The sequence below is a fragment of the Haladaptatus pallidirubidus genome, from assembly GCF_020700235.1.
Lineage (GTDB): Archaea > Halobacteriota > Halobacteria > Halobacteriales > Haladaptataceae > Haladaptatus > Haladaptatus pallidirubidus.
The window spans coordinates 636,597-651,896 of sequence record NZ_CP085301.1 but is presented as its reverse complement, the minus strand read 5'-3'; the positions used below and the strand labels follow the sequence as shown (position 1 = coordinate 651,896).

The following is a 15,300-nucleotide window of genomic DNA, read 5'->3' as shown; positions in this document are numbered from 1 at the left end:
CCGGTCAGAACAGTGATTTGAGTTCCCCGGACAGTTCGTCGCTCGCAGTCGCAACGAAGAGGTCGCCCTCGTTCGCCAGTCGCGCTCCGCTTTCCTCGGCGAGAAGCCATCCAGCGTGCTGTTCGACGTCGTCCGGGTGGAAGCAGACGACCGCTTCGAGTTTTCCTCGTGCCAGCAACCCCCAGTCGAGAATCGGTGCCCAACTTCGCCAGACGCGCTTTCCGTACCCCGACAGGTTCGACTCGAGTTCGTCACCCCGTGCGTTCAATTCCTCGTCCCGAAGCACGTCGATGCCGATGACGAAGGCAATGGTCGCGTGGTCGCTCGATACCGTACTTTTGGCTCGGATCGGTTCGCCGTTCAGCGTCGCTCCATCGCCGCGCTTTGCGATGTACGTGTCGTCGTGAAGCGGGTCGTGAATCACCGACAAAATCGGTTCGTTTCCGCGGAGAAGCGCGACCGCGGTTCCGAAGTACGGAATGCCCGAGCAGAAGTTGTTCGTCCCGTCCAACGGGTCGACGACCCAGCGATACTCGCTCTCGCCGACCCGTTTGCCGGACTCCTCCGCGAAAACCCCGTGGTCGGGGTAGGCCGCCGCGAGAATATCCAGAATCCGACGCTCGGACCCGCGGTCTGCGACCGCCTTCACGTCGTCCGGCCCGTAGTCCGCGTCGAGCGACTCGCGTTCGAATTCGCTGACGAGATATTCGCCTGCGACTCGGCACGCCTCCACCGCCGTTCCTTCGAACGAGTCCATACGAGCACGTTTCGTTCGACGGTGAAATCTGCCTCGATTCTCTCGGTTCACCCGGTTCGGAACGAGAAATTCAAACTCGGGGCCGAGTGCGTCAGCGACCCCATCGAAATCACGTCCACACCGGTATCGGCGTACTCCGGTACGGTGTCGATTTCGATATCGCCGCTGGCCTCCACGAGCACGCCGTCAGGAAGCCGTTCGACGCCGCGCCGGACTTCCTCGGGTGAACAATTGTCGAACAGAACGATGTCCGCACCGACTTCCGCGGCCCGTTCGCCGTCCACTGGACGCTCGACTTCGACCTCGATTTTCGTGGCGAAGGAGGCCAACTCCCGGAAGTGCTCAATGGCGCCGACCAGCCCCATCTCTTCGATGTGATTGTCTTTCAACATCACCATCCCCGAAAGCGTGAGGCGGTGGGTGTCGCCGCCACCCGCCGCAATCGCTCGTTTTTCTACACCGCGCAGGCCGGGCGTCGTCTTTCTGGTTCCTGCGATTGCGACGTCATCGCTCACGGCGCGCGCCGCGGAAACCGCTCGCGCCGTTCTTGTTGCGATTCCCGCCGCGTGACCGACGACGTTGACCGCGACTCGCTCGCCTCGCAGTATGTCGGTCGCAGTCCCGGTTACTTCGAGAATGGTTTCACCCACGTCGAATCGCTCGCCGGTTTCCACCAGCGGCGTCGCGTCGCAGTCGAGATAGTCGAACACCCGAACGGCCGCGTCTACCCCGGCGACGACGCCCGACTCCCGCCCGACGAGTCGTCCGGTCGTCTCCCCCGGAACGCGATTCGTCACGTCGCGGTGCCCCACGTCTTCGCGGAGCCACCGCTCCACCTCGCGATCAGTCAGCACGGATTTCCCCCTCAAGACGACCCTCGGAAACGTGATGACAGCCGACCGGTTCCGCTTCCAGCGCGTCGCGCGCGACGAGCAGTGCGACGACGCTCGCGCTCCGGAGTTCGTACAGCTCGCGGCTGGTTCGCGTTCTGACGTACGCGTCGATTTCACCCTTCAGTCGGCGTAGGGTCGCTGCCGCTCGCCGGAGGTCGCCCGGAGTGCGACACAGACCGACACATTCGTCCATCACCCGCCGAAGGCGAAAGAACTTGTTTTCGATGAACTCCGACGGGAGCGACGGGTCGCTGTCTAGCAGGGTTGGCGATTCGATCGATTCGGCGTCGAACCCGACAGCCGCCTCTCCCGCACGGAGTCCCCAAACCAATCCTTCGAGGAGGCCCGTTGAAGCCAGTCGGTTCGCGCCGTGGACGCCGGTTCGGGCGCACTCGCCGACAGCGAATAATCGATCGAGCGTCGTCCGTCCACGGTCGTCTACCGCGATACCGCCGCAGAGGAAGTGCTCGCTCGGGCCGACTGGAATCGCGTCGTGCGGAATGCCACGGTCGTTGCATTTCTCGGCGAGACCGGGGAACCGCCCCGAAAAATCGAGCGGCGTCGCGTCGAGCGTGACCTCGCCCGTTCGATCGCGTTCGCGCTGAACCGCGCGAGCGACGATATCACGCGGGGCCAACTCAGCGTCCGGGTGGTACTCCGGCATGAACCGGTCACCGTCGGCGTTCCGGAGCACCGCACCCTCGCCCCTGACCGCCTCGCTGACGAGGAACGAATCCGCCCCGGCGTAGGCGGTCGGGTGAAACTGTACGTAGGCCATGTCCGCCGTCTCTGCCCCCGCAAGGGCGGCCATGGCGATGCCATCCCCCGTCGCAGAATCCGGGTTCGTCGTCGTTCCGTAGAGCGCGCCGACACCGCCGGTTGCGAGTATCGTCGCCCCCGCGTAGGTTTCCCACGTCTCTCCATCGCGTTCGAGGGTCGCACCGTGGACGCAACCCTCGTGTGTGAGGAGCGAAAGCACGGCCGTATCCTCCCGAATCGTTACCCGCGGGTGCGAGTGGAGGTGCGAGCAAAACGGCCCGAGGAGGTGTCGTCCCGTGCTGGCATCGACGTGAAGGATTCGCGCCTCGGAGTGGGCGGCCTCGGTGCCGTAGTCGAACCCGTCGCCGTTCCCGTCGAACGGGATACCGAGGGTGTCGATGAGCACGTCGTGCACCGCGTCATTCGCGTTCTCGACCAACACGTCGATGGCGTCCGGATTCGCAGTGTTGGCGCTCGCCCGCAGAACGTCGGTTCGGAGCGATTCGGGGGCGTCGCGAGTGACCGCGATTCCGCCCTGCGCCCGATAGGTCGCGGCGTTTTCCGGGCGGGTCGCTTTCGTCACGAGGAAGACGCTCGCCCCATCGCGGGCGGCGGCGAGCGCGGCGCTACATCCCGCGATACCATTTCCGACGACGAGCACGTCCGTGTCGTCGGTTCGGTTCGCGTCGCCGATTGCTTTGCTCCCCGTCATAGTTCCAACATCCTGTTGAGCGCCAGCGTGGCGAGTTCCTTCTCCTCCGGCGGAACCTCGATGACGTTTCGCTCCCTCCCCGCGACCAGTTCTTCGAGCACCCACGTCAGATAGTTTGGATCGGTTTGTTGCATTGCGTTGCAGTCCATGCAGGCGTCGCCACAAAGCGGAACGACGGACGCCTCCGGGTGCCAGCGCTGGAGGTGGTGAACGAGATGAATCTCGGTGCCGACGGCCCACGTCTCGCCGGGATCCGCGTCGGCCACGGTTTCACGGATAGTCGCCGTGCTCCCGACGACGTCCGCCGATTCGACGACCTCCCGGCGACACTCGGGATGGACGACGACCCGCGCGTCGGGGTAGTCGTCGCGAACCTGTTCTACGTGCTCGGTCGTGAATCGTTCGTGAACCTGACAGTAGCCGTCCCAGAGGATGATATCCACGTCAGCCACGTCGTTCGCGTCTTCGCCGGGATTCCACGGGTTCCACTCAACGACACCGTCTTCCAACCCCAGTCGGTGGGCGGTGTTCTCGCCGAGGTGTTTGTCGGGGAGAAAGAGGATTTTGTCGCCGCGCTCCAACGCCCACTCGAAAACGCGATGGGCGTTCGAGGACGTGCACACCGCGCCGCCCTGTTCGGCGCAGAACGCCTTCAGGTCGGCGTAGGAGTTCATGTACGTTATCGGAACGATGTCGGCGTCTGGGGCCGCGGATTCGATGTCTCCCCATGCGGAATCCACCTGCAGGGCCTCTGCCATCCCGGCCATCGGGCAGGATGCTTCCATCGACGGAAGGATAACCGTCTGATCGTCGTCGGTGATGATGTCCGCCGATTCGGCCATGAATGTGACGCCGCAGAAGAGGACGTACTCCGCGTCTGCGTTCGCGGCTTCGGCGCTCAACTGGTACGAATCACCGACGAAATCAGCGTGCTCGACGATTTCGCGCCGCTGGTAGTTGTGACCGAGGATGACCACCGAATCGCCCAGTCGGTCGAGCGACCGTTCGATTCGCTCCGTTCGGTCCTGCTGGCTCAACTCCCGATACTCCTCGGGTAGTTGTTCCAAACTATCGTATTTGAAAAGGCTGAGCTCCGTTTCGAGGTTTATCGATTCCATTTGGGTCACAGTTATGCACCTACGAGTACACTAGTTGACAATCGCATGTATTGAAAAGATTTTCTCTTCAAAGATGTGGACTGCATTTCGTTTCTCGTCTATCTGGGAGATAAACACGCAAATACTCGTCGGTGGATAGAATATCTTAGGAAAATGATACAAATACGTCGCCGAATCCGGTTCCGAGACGAAATTAACTCATAACGGAAAAAGCAAACCGCCCGCTCAATCGGCTCGTCCGTCGAACACGATGTCGCCGTCAACCACCGTCATGGCCACATCGATGTTTTCGATATCGTCCGGCGTCTCCCACGGGGACCCGTCGAGGACGACGAAATCCGCTTTTTTACCCGTCTCGACGGTTCCGAGACGATTTTCGTCGAATCCGGCGTAGGCCGCCCCGTGTGTGTACGCACGGAGCGCTTCGGTGACGCTCAGTCGCTGTGCTTCAACTGGCGCGTTGACCGTCTGGTGAATCCCGAGCAGCGGGTCGAGGGGCATGCAGTCGCTTCCGAACGCGAGGTTCGCCCCGGCATCGAGTAGGGTTCGGAAGCGGTTCGTCTGCTTCCGTCGTTCTTTGCCGAGCCGGTCGTCGTACAGGCCGTCCTCCTGCGCCCATTTCAAGAAGTTCGGTTGGACGGAGGCGACGATGCCGGTTTCCGCGAATCGTTCGACCTGTTCGTCGGTCACGAGTTCGACGTGTTCGACGCGATGGCGCATCGCGCCGGGGTCTTCGGTTTCGCAGAACGCGTCGAGGGTCGCGTCGATTGCCTCGTCGCCGATGGCGTGCGCCGTGACCTGCAGTCCGGCGTCGTCAGCGCGCGCAACGATTTCGTTCAATTCCTCCGGGGGAACGACCCACTGGCCGTTTCCATCGCCGTCAGCATAGGATTCTGCGAGTTTCGCGGTTCGCCCGCCGAAACTCCCGTCGGTGAACGATTTGATTCCGCCGGTTCGGACGAACTCGCTCCCGTGGTTCGTCTGGAGGCCGATTTCCTCGACGGCGTCGAGGTGGTCGCTCCAGTAGTTGATACGCACGCGTAGGGCGAGGTCGCCGTCGAGTTCGAGACGCCGGTACACTTCGGGCGCGCGCGAGCGTCGAACCATGTCGTGGACGCCCGTAATTCCCTTCTCGTGCGCGTCGCCTTGCGCCGCCAGCAGGAGTTCGTGCATCGTTTCGGCGTCGGGTTCGATGGTTTCGTAGACAGCATCGACGGCCTCTTCCACGATGACGCCGGTCGGTTCGCGGCCCTCGGTTTCCACGTCCTCGTCCGGAATCTCGTCGCGGAGCCGAGAGAGGGCCTCGCTGTTGACCGAAGCCGTGTGCATATCCTCGCGAAACGCGACCACGGGCCGCGTTTCGCTGACCGAATCGAGGTCGTCGCGGGTGAGGTAGCGCGACTCCTCCCACGTGCTTTCATCGAACCCGTAGCCCAGAATCCAGTCGCGGTCGTCGTCCAACTCCGCGAGCAGTTCCACGCAGTCGGCAGGCGAGTCGGCGACCGAGAGATCGGCGTTGACGAGATAGCTCCCCACCATCATCAGGTGGGTGTGGGCGTCGATGAATCCCGGCAGGAGCACGCGGCCGTCGAGATCTACTACCTCGGTTTCGACGCCTTCCAAAAAGTCCACTTCGTAGGCGCTATCGACACGAACGATTTCCCCGTCGCGGACGGCCACCGCGTCCGCCGTCTCGTCGGTCTCCGCGAGGGTGCGTACCTCGGCGTTCGTGAAAACCACATCCGCTGGCGCTGTCATGCTTTCGTGGTGTATTCCGACGGCGATAACTGTTCGGGGAGCGGCAGAACGCATTTGATCGTTTGCTGTGATTACACGACCGATGTCCTCGAAGTTCCCCACGCTCCTAGTCGTCGTTCTCGTCCTCCTCGCCGGGTGTTCCGACGCCGGGTTTCTTGGGCCGAACGTGATGACCGAGAAAAGCCCGAAGAGCCGAAAATCGTCGATACGGTGCTGACCGGCGGTGGTTGTGTCGATTCGCCCGAAAACCGGGTCGAAATCGCGACCGAACCACGAATGGAACCAGCTATCTCGTCGTCTCCGGAAACGTGAGCGTCCCCGACGCCGCGTACTCGCTCGAAACCCCGACGCTGGTCGAGACGGGGTGGGGACTACGCGCTCCAGGTGAACAGCAGTCAAACGCCCGAGAAACCGAAGCGGAACTGCGCGGGACTTGCGAACTACACCGCCACCGTCCGGATTCCGGACGGTGGCCCGAACGGAAAATTCACGCTGGCGGTTCTTCACGACGGGGAAGTCGTTCGCCGGGGGGAACGTCACGAGCCGGTCGGCGAGACGAAAAGAAGAACTATTCCGACGGAACTGCGTGCATAGAACCGCCTCCGCGGTTGTGGCTCAGGATATAAAACACGTATACGGCAATTGCTCCGATAAACGGCGGGATGAAGAAGCCGACGAAAAATCCCACTGCCCACATATCGGCGGTCTCAATCCTCCGCCTGCTGGCGTCGCGGTACATCCACGCGGCACCGAGGAGGGCGGGTGGGACGGCCAGATATACGGACATCGTGATTTCGACCATACGAATCCACTGATTTTCACACAATTGTCAATTCCGATTTGAAGTGTACTACGCGAAATCGTGGTAGTAAACCTGCTGATACGCGGTTCCTCCGGTGAACAGGTCTTCGACCCGCTCCTCTACGCGCTCGAACCCGTTCGATTCGAAGAACTGTTTCGCTCGTCCGTTGTCGATGAGAACCGCAACCGATAGCTGCGTGAATCCCCGTTCGTGAACCGCTTTTTCCACGGCTTCTAGCAGGGCGGTTCCGACGCCCGTTTGCCAACGATTTGGCACGACGTAGATTCCACGCAGGGCCGCTTCACCGACCGCATCGACCCGGCTAATCGCCTCGACGTGTGCATAGCCGACGAGTTCGCCGTCCGAGACTGCGGCGATGAGTATCACATCGTCGTCGCCTAATGCGGTTTGGAGGCGTTGGTCGCTGAATCGCTCCCGCACGGTCGCTTCGCGCTCTTTCTCGGGGAGGAACTCGTATGCCGCGTTCACCGCCTCGCTCGAAACGCGACGAATCGCCGGAATGTCGCTCGCTGTCACGTCCCTCGTTTCCATAGTCGATATTCTCACAGGGTGGGCAAATCCTTGGTGGCTCGTACAAATGAGCAACTGTTAGGGGGCGCGGGAGAAATCCCGAACTATGACCGACGCAGACGAACTCGCGGAACAGGTTCGGGCGGGCGACCTGCGCCTTCACGAACTCGAAGACCACGCAGACCACGACACCGCCGCCGAGGCCCGCCGGAAGCTCCTCGAATCGGAAACCGACGCAGACCTCGGTACGGTCGGCGACTACGCATTCGACGCGGAACTGGCCGAACCCAACATCGAGAACATGGTCGGCGCGGCCCAAATTCCGATGGGCGTCGTGGGACCCGTTGTGGTCAGCGGCGGGTCGGCGGAGGGCGACTACTACCTCCCACTCGCTACGACCGAGGGCGCGCTGCTCGCCAGCGTCAACCGCGGCTGCTCCGTCATCAGCACCGCCGGAGGGGCGGACGCCCGCGTCACGAAAAACGGGATGACGCGCGCGCCGGTGTTCCGGGTGCAGGGTATCGTGGAAGCCGAAGAAGTCGTGAACTGGGTTCGTGACCACCGCGACGAACTTGTGGAGGCCGCAGAAGCCACGACCAATCACGGCAAACTCGAAGACGTGACGACATACGTCGTCGGCGACTCCGTTTTTCTGCGATTCGTCTACGACACGAAGGACGCGATGGGGATGAACATGGCGACGATTGCAACCGGCGAAGCCGCGTCGTTGGTCGAAGAAGAAACCCCGGCGAGCCTCGTCGCGCTTTCGGGCAACCTCTGTACCGACAAGAAACCCGCCGCAATCAACGCCGTCGAGGGTCGCGGACGGAGCGTCACGGCGGACGTTCGAATCCCGCGAGAGACGGTCGAAAATCGACTGCACACCACTCCGGAAGCCATCGAAGAGGCGAACACGCGAAAGAATCTCGTCGGAAGCGCGAAGGCTGGAAGCCTCGGGTTCAACGCCCACGCTGCGAACACCATCGCCGCCGCCTTCCTCGCAACCGGACAGGACGCCGCACAGGTGGTGGAAGGAAGTAACGCGATTACGACCGTCGAAGCGCGGGACGAGGAGCTGTACGCGAGCGTCAGCATCGCCAGTTTGGAAGTCGGCACCGTCGGCGGCGGCACGAAACTCCCGACACAAACGGAGGCGCTCGACGTGTTAGGACTTCGTGGCGGCGGCGACCCTCCCGGAAGCAACGCCGACGCCCTCGCGGAAATCATCGCTGTCGGCGCGCTGGCGGGCGAACTCTCCCTGCTCGCGGCGCTCGCATCGCGTCATCTTTCGAGCGCGCACGAAGAACTCGGACGGTAAGCATCGGTTACGAATTAAAATGCGAAGAACTTTCCTATAAATTTATACTGGCAAGATATAATAAATAACTGGCACGAACGAGAAATAAAATCTCTCGTACCGTGCCGCCCGATGGTGACCTTCAATGGCTACAGCACCCTCCGACGAGGACGCACCGATTACCGACTCCTGGGCATATCACGTCCTTCGGTTCCTGAAACTGTTGCTTACCGTCGTCACGTTGTTCGTTGCCGTGTGGAAGGGCCTGAACGGTGCGCTCCAGTGGTGAGGGTCTTCCGACCCCCACCACATTTTTAGATGCGACGATACCGTCCCCGACTTTCACTGACCTCCCCGCGTCGGACGAGTTTTTCGAGCGCTTTTTCGACGTACTCACGGGAGACGCCGCGCTCACCCGCGTAGGCGACGATTTCCGCTTCGTCCGCTTCGTCCAGATTCGAGAGTGTATCTAACACGATTTGCTTCTTGCTTTTGCTGTTGGTTCCGCGTCGGGAACCTTGTTCGACGGCGGACACCTCCTCGACGTCGATTCCGGAGCGGTCTAAGTATTCCTCGTCGTCCATTCCAGCGTGGTCGGTTTGTGCGTCCATCTCGGCGAACGAGTCGAGTTCCGCGAAGGTGTCGCCGTGCCCCTGTCGATTGGCGAGCATGGACGCACGAATCTCCCGGGCTCGGTCTTCGTCGTCGGTTTCGACGAACTTCTTCAGCTTTCGGAATTTCTTCCGCTTGCCACAGCGCGAACACTGCGTCGTCTCGGGATTTCCATCGACTATCCACAGGTTGCTACACGCGCTACAACCGACGACAGAGTACATATTCTCCCCTCCGACTGCCTCCGTGTTGAAGCCTGCGTTCGTCCCCAACTTCCCGTCTTCTCAGTCTGTGCAATCCTGATTCGGGCGACGGTCTCGCCGCCGCAGGTCGGGGTCGTCGGTCGATAAATCTGAAGCGCGGGTCCGCCATCGCGTCGAATTGGTTCCTTCCTCATATTTAAACTCTCGCCGAGGGATTTACCATCTCTGCGTGTGAGTCCACCGCATGGAAAAGAGCGTTCTTTCAGAGCACGAGGAAACCGAAGTTACCGACGGCGTCTACCTCGCGCAACTGGCCGCCGGAGAGAAAATGAGCATCCAGCACTTCCGTATCGAACCCGGTGCGATGGTGCCGGAACACAGCCACGAACACGAACAGACCGGATTCATCCACAGCGGCGCGTTGACGTTCACCGTTGACGGCGAAGAAATCGTCATCGGAGACGGCGACTCCTACGCGATTCCGGGCGACGAACCGCATTCCGCCAAAAACGAGGGCGACGAACCGGTTCGTGGCATCGACATCTTCAGTCCGCCGCGACTGGACGTGCCGTGGAAGTAACGAGGCATCATCCGACTGAACAGAGTTCGACTCGAAAAAAGACCATCGAGAAATTCCGATACCACCGAACACAGTTCGATTAACCCACGACTCGCTTACGCGAGGTCGTGGATGTTTTCGACGATGGCGTCGGCGTACTCGCTGGTCGCGAGTTTCTCGCCGCCTTCGATCTGGCGTTCGAGGTCGTAGGTGACCTTGCCGGAGGAAATCGTTTCCTCGACGGCGTCGCGGACGAGTGCACCGGCGTCCTTCCAGCCCATGTATTCGAGCATGAGGCGTCCGGAGAGAATCATCGCGGTCGGGTTAACTTTGTCCTCACCAGCGTACTTCGGCGCGGAACCGTGAACCGGTTCCGCGAGACAGCGGTGGTCGCCGAAGTTCGCACCAGGTGCGATGCCGAGGCCGCCGATTTGCGCACCTGCGGCGTCGGACATGTAGTCGCCGTTCAGGTTCATCGTGGCGACGACGTCGTACTGGTCGGTACGGGTGAGAATCTGTTGGAGCATGTTGTCGGCGATGCGGTCTTTGACGACGAGTTTGTCGTCCGGCTGTTCGCCGTCGTACTCGTCCCACAGATCGTCTTCCGTGATGGTAACGTCGCCGAACTCCTCTTCTGCGAGTTCGTAGCCCCAGTCGCGGAACGCGCCTTCGGTGAACTTCATGATGTTGCCCTTGTGAACGAGCGTGACGGAATCACGGTCGTTTTCGAGGGCGTACTCGATTGCCTCGCGGACGAGACGTTTCGTTCCGAACTCCGTAATCGGCTTGATGCCGATGCCGACCGGCCCGTCGTGGATGACGCCCGTGGCGTCCATTTCGTTCTCGATGAACTCTTTCACTTCCTGCACTTCGTCGGTTCCTGCTTCCCACTCGATACCGGCGTACACGTCCTCCGTGTTCTCACGGAAGGTGACCATGTCCATCGCGCCGGGATTTTTGACGGGCGACGGAACGCCGTCGAGGTGGTAGGTCGGGCGAACGTTCGCGTAGAGGTCGAGGGTTTTGCGGAGCTCGACGTTCAAACTGCGGAATCCCGCTCCGACGGGCGTCGTGAGCGGCCCTTTGATGGCGATGTTGAACTCCTTGATCGCTTCGACGGTGTCGTCCGGGAGGTTCTCGTCGTACGTTTCGCGGGCGCTGGATCCGGCGTAGACGCGCATCCAGTTGATTTCGCGTCCGGTCGCCTCTGCCGCGGCTTCGAGGACTTTCTGTGCGGCCGGGCCGACGTCGGTTCCGATACCGTCTCCGTGGATAATCGGGATAATCGGGTTGTCGGGAACTTCCAACTCATCGGTCTCCTCGTTGTACGTGATTTTAGCCCCTTCTTCGGGTACTTCCACCTTATCGTACTCGTAGCTCATAATCGTTCGAACAGTGTTTCGAGGAGGGTAAAAGGCCTACCGTTTGGTCTGCGTATGGGCCTTATACTCCCTTAAAGAATTAGGTAATTGACTGGTAGTGCGGCTAGCAGTCGTCGAACTCGTCTTCGTCCGAACCGTCGCCTCCTTCGCCACCACCGCTGTCGTCACCATCGTCGCTATCCACGCCATCACTTTCGTCGTCGGATTTGTCACAGAAGGCTACCAGCGCGTCATCGGACACCGTGTACAGTTTTTCACCGGCAGGTGCGAGATAGTTCGTCGCATCCAGCAAGCCGTCATCTCGGTCAGCGGTTTCCGGTAATTCGTACCTGCCGAGGAGTTCCCCGGTTTCCACGTCGCGGACCGCCGGTTTGTCGTTGACGGTGTCGTCTTTCGTAATCGTGTAATAGAGCACGTCTCCGGCGACCACCAGTTCATCGTGGACGATGCGCGCGCTCCCGCGACGGTTCGTCTCGACGCGCCATTGTTCCGCTCCCGATGCGGCGTCGAATGCGGTCACAACGTTCCCGTCGGTGCAGTATGCGGTTCCGTCACCGACCGCCTTAACTGCGTATTCCGAGTCGTTCGTCCACTTTTCATCGCCGGTTTTCGGATCGAGGACGAGGAGTGCGTTGCCGAGCGACACGTACAGTTCGCTGGCGGTGGCGACCATATCGCCCTCCAAACTCGTGGCCTCTCGTGACCACTCTTCCTCACCGCTGTCGAGCGAGATGGAGCGTAGTACTTTCTTCTCCTCCGGATCGACGGCATCGTACAGGGCGTACACCGACCCATCGGCAACGACGATATCGAGCGTCGGGTCGAGCGTAGTCGGGCCTCTACCGCGGAAGTTGTACGTCCATTCGACGCTCCCATCCTCACGGGAGAGTGCGACAACCCGATGTCCTACCTCGTGGTTGCCATCGGAGAGGAGAGGACTATCCACGACGAGCAGTTCGTCGGTGACCGCGATGTTGTTGCCACCCGTTTCGACGGTCCACAATCGGTCACCGTTCTCCGCGTCGAACACCTCCGTCCTATCGAGCCGGCTGGTGTACACCGTTCCATCGGCCACGGCAGTACTTCGCATATCGTACGTGTAGCGAGGGGCATCGTCATCTTTGGCGTTCTGCTCGTAGTCCCCTTTCAACTCGGCGACCCACCGCTCCGTTCCATCGTCGCTGGAGAGGGCGTACAACTTCTGTACACCGTACAGGGGAGCTCCCTGAATGGTGTAAACGGTTCCGTCGGCGACGATTGGAATCTGTCCTGAAAACGACTCCTCGCCGAATTTCCACGATACCGAGAGCTCTCCCGTCGGGCCGCTCGCGGCCGCATTATAACTTGTTCTGCCGTTATCGTACCCGACCTGCGGCCATGCGTCAGTATCCCAATTCACGCTGGAATCGGCGTCGTACTCGGTCAGGACTACATCATCGGATGCGGCGATAGCGGTGGAACTCCCGACGAGACCGGCGGCGGTCAACGAGAGCATCGTTCGGCGGTTGAACTTCGGTTTTTTGGACATGATCCGGTTAGAAAAGATGAACGATGCAGTATAGTTATCGAGGTTATATTTGATATTATCAAGAGAACTAACTGGCATATTAGTCAATTAAACCGACAAACTATTTCGTCCGAATCGCCGTTTGACGTGAATTTAAGCCATCCCACGCGAGAGCAGTCGGCATGAAAGTTATCGTTCACGGCGGTGCTGGCGGCGAACCCGACGAACCGACACCTCGGCAAACAGTTCTCGACGAGGCCGCGGAAACCGGAAGAAAGGCGGAGACGGTCGTCGATGCGGTCGAAGCCGCGGTTCACGTCCTCGAATCCTCGCCGCGATTCAACGCGGGCGTCGGCGGCGCGGTGCAAAGCGACGGTGAAATCCGAACCGACGCGGGAATCATGACGAGCGACCGCAAAGCGGGCGCGGCCTGCTCGATGCCCGGCGTCGAACACGCCGTCAGTGCGGCCCGCGCCGTGATGGAGGAAACGCCGCACGTCCTGGTTAGCGGCGACCACGCCGTTTCACTCGCGGCGGATTTCGGCGTGGAAACCGGAATCGACCTCTGGACGGAAAAAAGCGAGGAGCGATGGGAGGGGTACGACGCTCCCGACGGAGCGCCGAGCGAACACCTCGAATGGCTTCGCGAGAAGTTCGGCGGCGCGGACACGGTCGGCGCGGTCGCCTACGACGGAGACAAATTTGCGGCAGCAACCTCCACGGGTGGACGGTGGCTTGCACTTGCAGGCCGGGTCGGGGACGTGCCACAAATTGGGAGTGGCTTTTACGCGGCACCGGCAGGTGCGGCCAGTTCCACGGGTGCGGGGGAAGACATCGCAAAATCGACGCTCACCCGGCGCGCCGTTCGCCATCTCGAATCCGGCTCCGACGCACAGGAGGCCGCAGATAGGGCAATCGAGGAGTTCGCCGAACTCACCGGTTCGAGTGCGGGCGTCATCGTCCTCGACCGGGACGGAAACGCCGGAAGCGCGTTCAACAGCGACGCGATGCAGATCGGCGTCACTCGGTGAATTTCGGAGTCGGGTGCGGTCGTATCCACCGTCTTTCCGCGTAACGCAAACTCTTTCCGGCGTTCGGACGAACACCGTGCCATGAGCGACCAGTCAGTTGACCTCTCGGCGGAGAAGTACGAAAAACACCGTGAGGCCGGTGAAATCCTCGCACAGGTTCGCACGGAAACCGCGGAGCGCGTCGAAGTCGGTGCGAGTCACCTGGAAATCGCCGAGTTCGCGGAAGACCGTATCCGCGAACTCGGCGGCAAACCGGCGTTTCCGGTGAACATCAGCATCGACGAGGAAGCGGCACACGCGACGCCGAGCCTCGACGACGAAAGCACGTTCGGCGAGGACATGGTCAACCTCGATATCGGAGTTCAAATCGACGGTTGGCTCGCCGACACCGCGATCACGGTTGACCTTTCGGGACACGACGACCTCGCAGAGGCGAGCGAGGAAGCACTGGACGCCGCGCTCGAAGTCGTCGAACCCGGCGTCGAAACGGGCGAAATCGGTGCCGAAATCGAATCCGTCATCGACGGCTACGGCTACAATCCGGTCGTCAACCTCTCCGGGCACGGATTGGCCCACTACGAACAGCACACGGAACCGAACATTCCGAACCGTGCCGTCTCGCAGGGAATCGAACTACAGGTCGGCGACGTAGTCGCCATCGAACCGTTCGCCACCGACGGCAGTGGCAAGGTTCGAGAGGGTGCTGAGGAGGAGATTTTCTCCCTCGAACGCGAGGCGTCGGTTCGTGACCGAAGCGCCCGAAAAGCGCTCGACCAAATTACCGAAGAGTTCCGGACGCTTCCGTTCGCAACGCGATGGTTGGACAGTTCCCGTCCCGAGATGGCGCTTCGTCGCTTGAAGATGAAAAACGTCGTCCACGGCTATCCGGTACTCAAAGAAGAAGAGGGATTCCTCGTTAGTCAGAAAGAACACTCCGTCATCGTCACCGAAGACGGCTGTGAAGTGTTCACGAGATAGTCGAGAGACTATCATCTATATTTTAGTGATAACTCGGTAACGAATCGTCGACGAGAACGAGAATAGCTGACAGGTATGCGGAACGGTTTATGCGTTGTTCATCCGCTGGCTCGTCTCTTCACCACACGCCTGACAAGTGGTAACACGGTACGGTTCGCGCGAGAACTCGGCGTTCTCCCGCTTTTTGCTCTCGGTACGAATTTCGACTGATACCTCGTGCGAGGTTTCGCGGCCGCAGTTGTCGCACAGTTCTACCATTGCTTGGAACCCCTGATTTTTTGTTGCCATGGTGACTTCCTGCTCAGTCCATACAACCGCTGACACGAGCATAAAAACCCCTCTCTGTTGGATGACGTTCGAACCGTTTATTCGAACTCCGTCTTGCGGTTTTACCATTTGGA

General features: G+C 60.7%; 18 protein-coding genes. 7 read left to right on the top strand and 11 right to left on the bottom strand.

Going from position 1 to position 15,300, the window contains the following annotated elements:
* Window positions 1-4 precede the first annotated feature (4 nt).
* The 5 genes from LIX15_RS03735 to LIX15_RS03715 form a co-directional block, all read right to left on the bottom strand.
* Window positions 5-757, bottom strand: coding sequence for an inositol monophosphatase family protein (locus LIX15_RS03735; protein WP_227776164.1), 753 nt, complete (start codon window positions 755-757; stop codon window positions 5-7).
* Window positions 758-804: 47 nt separating this feature from the next.
* Window positions 805-1,611, bottom strand: a complete 807-nt coding sequence (nadC, locus tag LIX15_RS03730) for a carboxylating nicotinate-nucleotide diphosphorylase (RefSeq protein WP_227776163.1) — start codon at window positions 1,609-1,611, stop codon at window positions 805-807.
* Complete coding sequence (locus LIX15_RS03725; RefSeq protein ID WP_227776162.1) at window positions 1,601-3,121, bottom strand: L-aspartate oxidase; 1,521 nt, start codon at window positions 3,119-3,121, stop codon at window positions 1,601-1,603. Before LIX15_RS03725 ends, nadC begins: the two co-directional genes overlap by 11 nt.
* Complete coding sequence (gene nadA / locus LIX15_RS03720) at window positions 3,118-4,239, bottom strand: quinolinate synthase NadA (protein WP_227776161.1); 1,122 nt, start codon at window positions 4,237-4,239, stop codon at window positions 3,118-3,120. Before nadA ends, LIX15_RS03725 begins: the two co-directional genes overlap by 4 nt.
* Before the next feature lie 225 nt (window positions 4,240-4,464).
* On the bottom strand, window positions 4,465-5,997 hold the full coding sequence (locus tag LIX15_RS03715; protein ID WP_227776160.1) for an amidohydrolase: 1,533 nt from the start codon (window positions 5,995-5,997) through the stop codon (window positions 4,465-4,467).
* Window positions 5,998-6,079: 82 nt separating this feature from the next.
* Here LIX15_RS03715 and LIX15_RS32700 point away from each other — a divergent pair, with 82 nt between their 5' ends.
* A complete protein-coding gene (locus tag LIX15_RS32700; protein WP_265338408.1) occupies window positions 6,080-6,214 on the top strand; it encodes a hypothetical protein in 135 nt (44 codons plus the stop codon).
* A gap of 167 nt (window positions 6,215-6,381) precedes the next feature.
* Entirely contained in the window at window positions 6,382-6,591 is a 210-nt protein-coding gene (locus LIX15_RS03710; protein ID WP_227776159.1) for a hypothetical protein, read from the top strand.
* Here LIX15_RS03710 and LIX15_RS03705 read toward each other — a convergent pair.
* Together LIX15_RS03705 and LIX15_RS03700 are read right to left on the bottom strand one after the other, a co-directional pair.
* Window positions 6,566-6,799 (bottom strand): hypothetical protein, encoded by a 234-nt coding sequence (locus LIX15_RS03705; RefSeq protein WP_227776158.1) that lies wholly within the window; start codon window positions 6,797-6,799, stop codon window positions 6,566-6,568. The genes LIX15_RS03710 and LIX15_RS03705 overlap by 26 nt on opposite strands.
* A gap of 48 nt (window positions 6,800-6,847) precedes the next feature.
* Complete coding sequence (locus LIX15_RS03700; protein ID WP_227776157.1) at window positions 6,848-7,351, bottom strand: GNAT family N-acetyltransferase; 504 nt, start codon at window positions 7,349-7,351, stop codon at window positions 6,848-6,850.
* Window positions 7,352-7,436: 85 nt separating this feature from the next.
* Here LIX15_RS03700 and hmgA point away from each other — a divergent pair, with 85 nt between their 5' ends.
* The gene (gene hmgA / locus LIX15_RS03695) at window positions 7,437-8,648 is read left to right on the top strand and encodes a hydroxymethylglutaryl-CoA reductase (NADPH) (protein WP_227776156.1); all 1,212 of its coding nucleotides are present in this window, start codon (window positions 7,437-7,439) and stop codon (window positions 8,646-8,648) included.
* A 124-nt stretch (window positions 8,649-8,772) separates the two neighbouring features.
* Window positions 8,773-8,916 (top strand): hypothetical protein, encoded by a 144-nt coding sequence (locus LIX15_RS03690; RefSeq protein ID WP_227776155.1) that lies wholly within the window; start codon window positions 8,773-8,775, stop codon window positions 8,914-8,916.
* 25 nt (window positions 8,917-8,941) lie between these two features.
* Here LIX15_RS03690 and LIX15_RS03685 read toward each other — a convergent pair whose 3' ends face one another.
* On the bottom strand, window positions 8,942-9,463 hold the full coding sequence (locus LIX15_RS03685; protein WP_227776154.1) for a DUF5817 domain-containing protein: 522 nt from the start codon (window positions 9,461-9,463) through the stop codon (window positions 8,942-8,944).
* Between the two features lie 223 nt (window positions 9,464-9,686).
* Between LIX15_RS03685 and LIX15_RS03680 the strand changes: the two genes are divergently transcribed.
* A complete protein-coding gene (locus LIX15_RS03680; RefSeq protein WP_227776153.1) occupies window positions 9,687-10,022 on the top strand; it encodes a cupin domain-containing protein in 336 nt (111 codons plus the stop codon).
* Between the two features lie 95 nt (window positions 10,023-10,117).
* Here LIX15_RS03680 and icd read toward each other — a convergent pair whose 3' ends face one another.
* The gene (icd, locus tag LIX15_RS03675; RefSeq protein WP_227776152.1) at window positions 10,118-11,383 is read right to left on the bottom strand and encodes an isocitrate dehydrogenase (NADP(+)); all 1,266 of its coding nucleotides are present in this window, start codon (window positions 11,381-11,383) and stop codon (window positions 10,118-10,120) included.
* A 103-nt stretch (window positions 11,384-11,486) separates the two neighbouring features.
* Window positions 11,487-12,911, bottom strand: coding sequence for an outer membrane protein assembly factor BamB family protein (locus LIX15_RS03670; RefSeq protein WP_227776151.1), 1,425 nt, complete (start codon window positions 12,909-12,911; stop codon window positions 11,487-11,489).
* A gap of 161 nt (window positions 12,912-13,072) precedes the next feature.
* On the opposite strand from LIX15_RS03670, the gene LIX15_RS03665 reads away from it, so the two are divergent.
* Both LIX15_RS03665 and map read left to right on the top strand, forming a co-directional pair.
* Window positions 13,073-13,921 (top strand): isoaspartyl peptidase/L-asparaginase, encoded by an 849-nt coding sequence (locus tag LIX15_RS03665; RefSeq protein WP_227776150.1) that lies wholly within the window; start codon window positions 13,073-13,075, stop codon window positions 13,919-13,921.
* A gap of 81 nt (window positions 13,922-14,002) precedes the next feature.
* Entirely contained in the window at window positions 14,003-14,899 is an 897-nt protein-coding gene (gene map / locus LIX15_RS03660) for a type II methionyl aminopeptidase (RefSeq protein ID WP_227776149.1), read from the top strand.
* Window positions 14,900-14,986: 87 nt separating this feature from the next.
* Here map and LIX15_RS03655 read toward each other — a convergent pair whose 3' ends face one another.
* Entirely contained in the window at window positions 14,987-15,187 is a 201-nt protein-coding gene (locus LIX15_RS03655) for a DUF7835 family putative zinc beta-ribbon protein (RefSeq protein WP_227776148.1), read from the bottom strand.
* Between the last annotated feature and the right edge of the window lie 113 nt (window positions 15,188-15,300).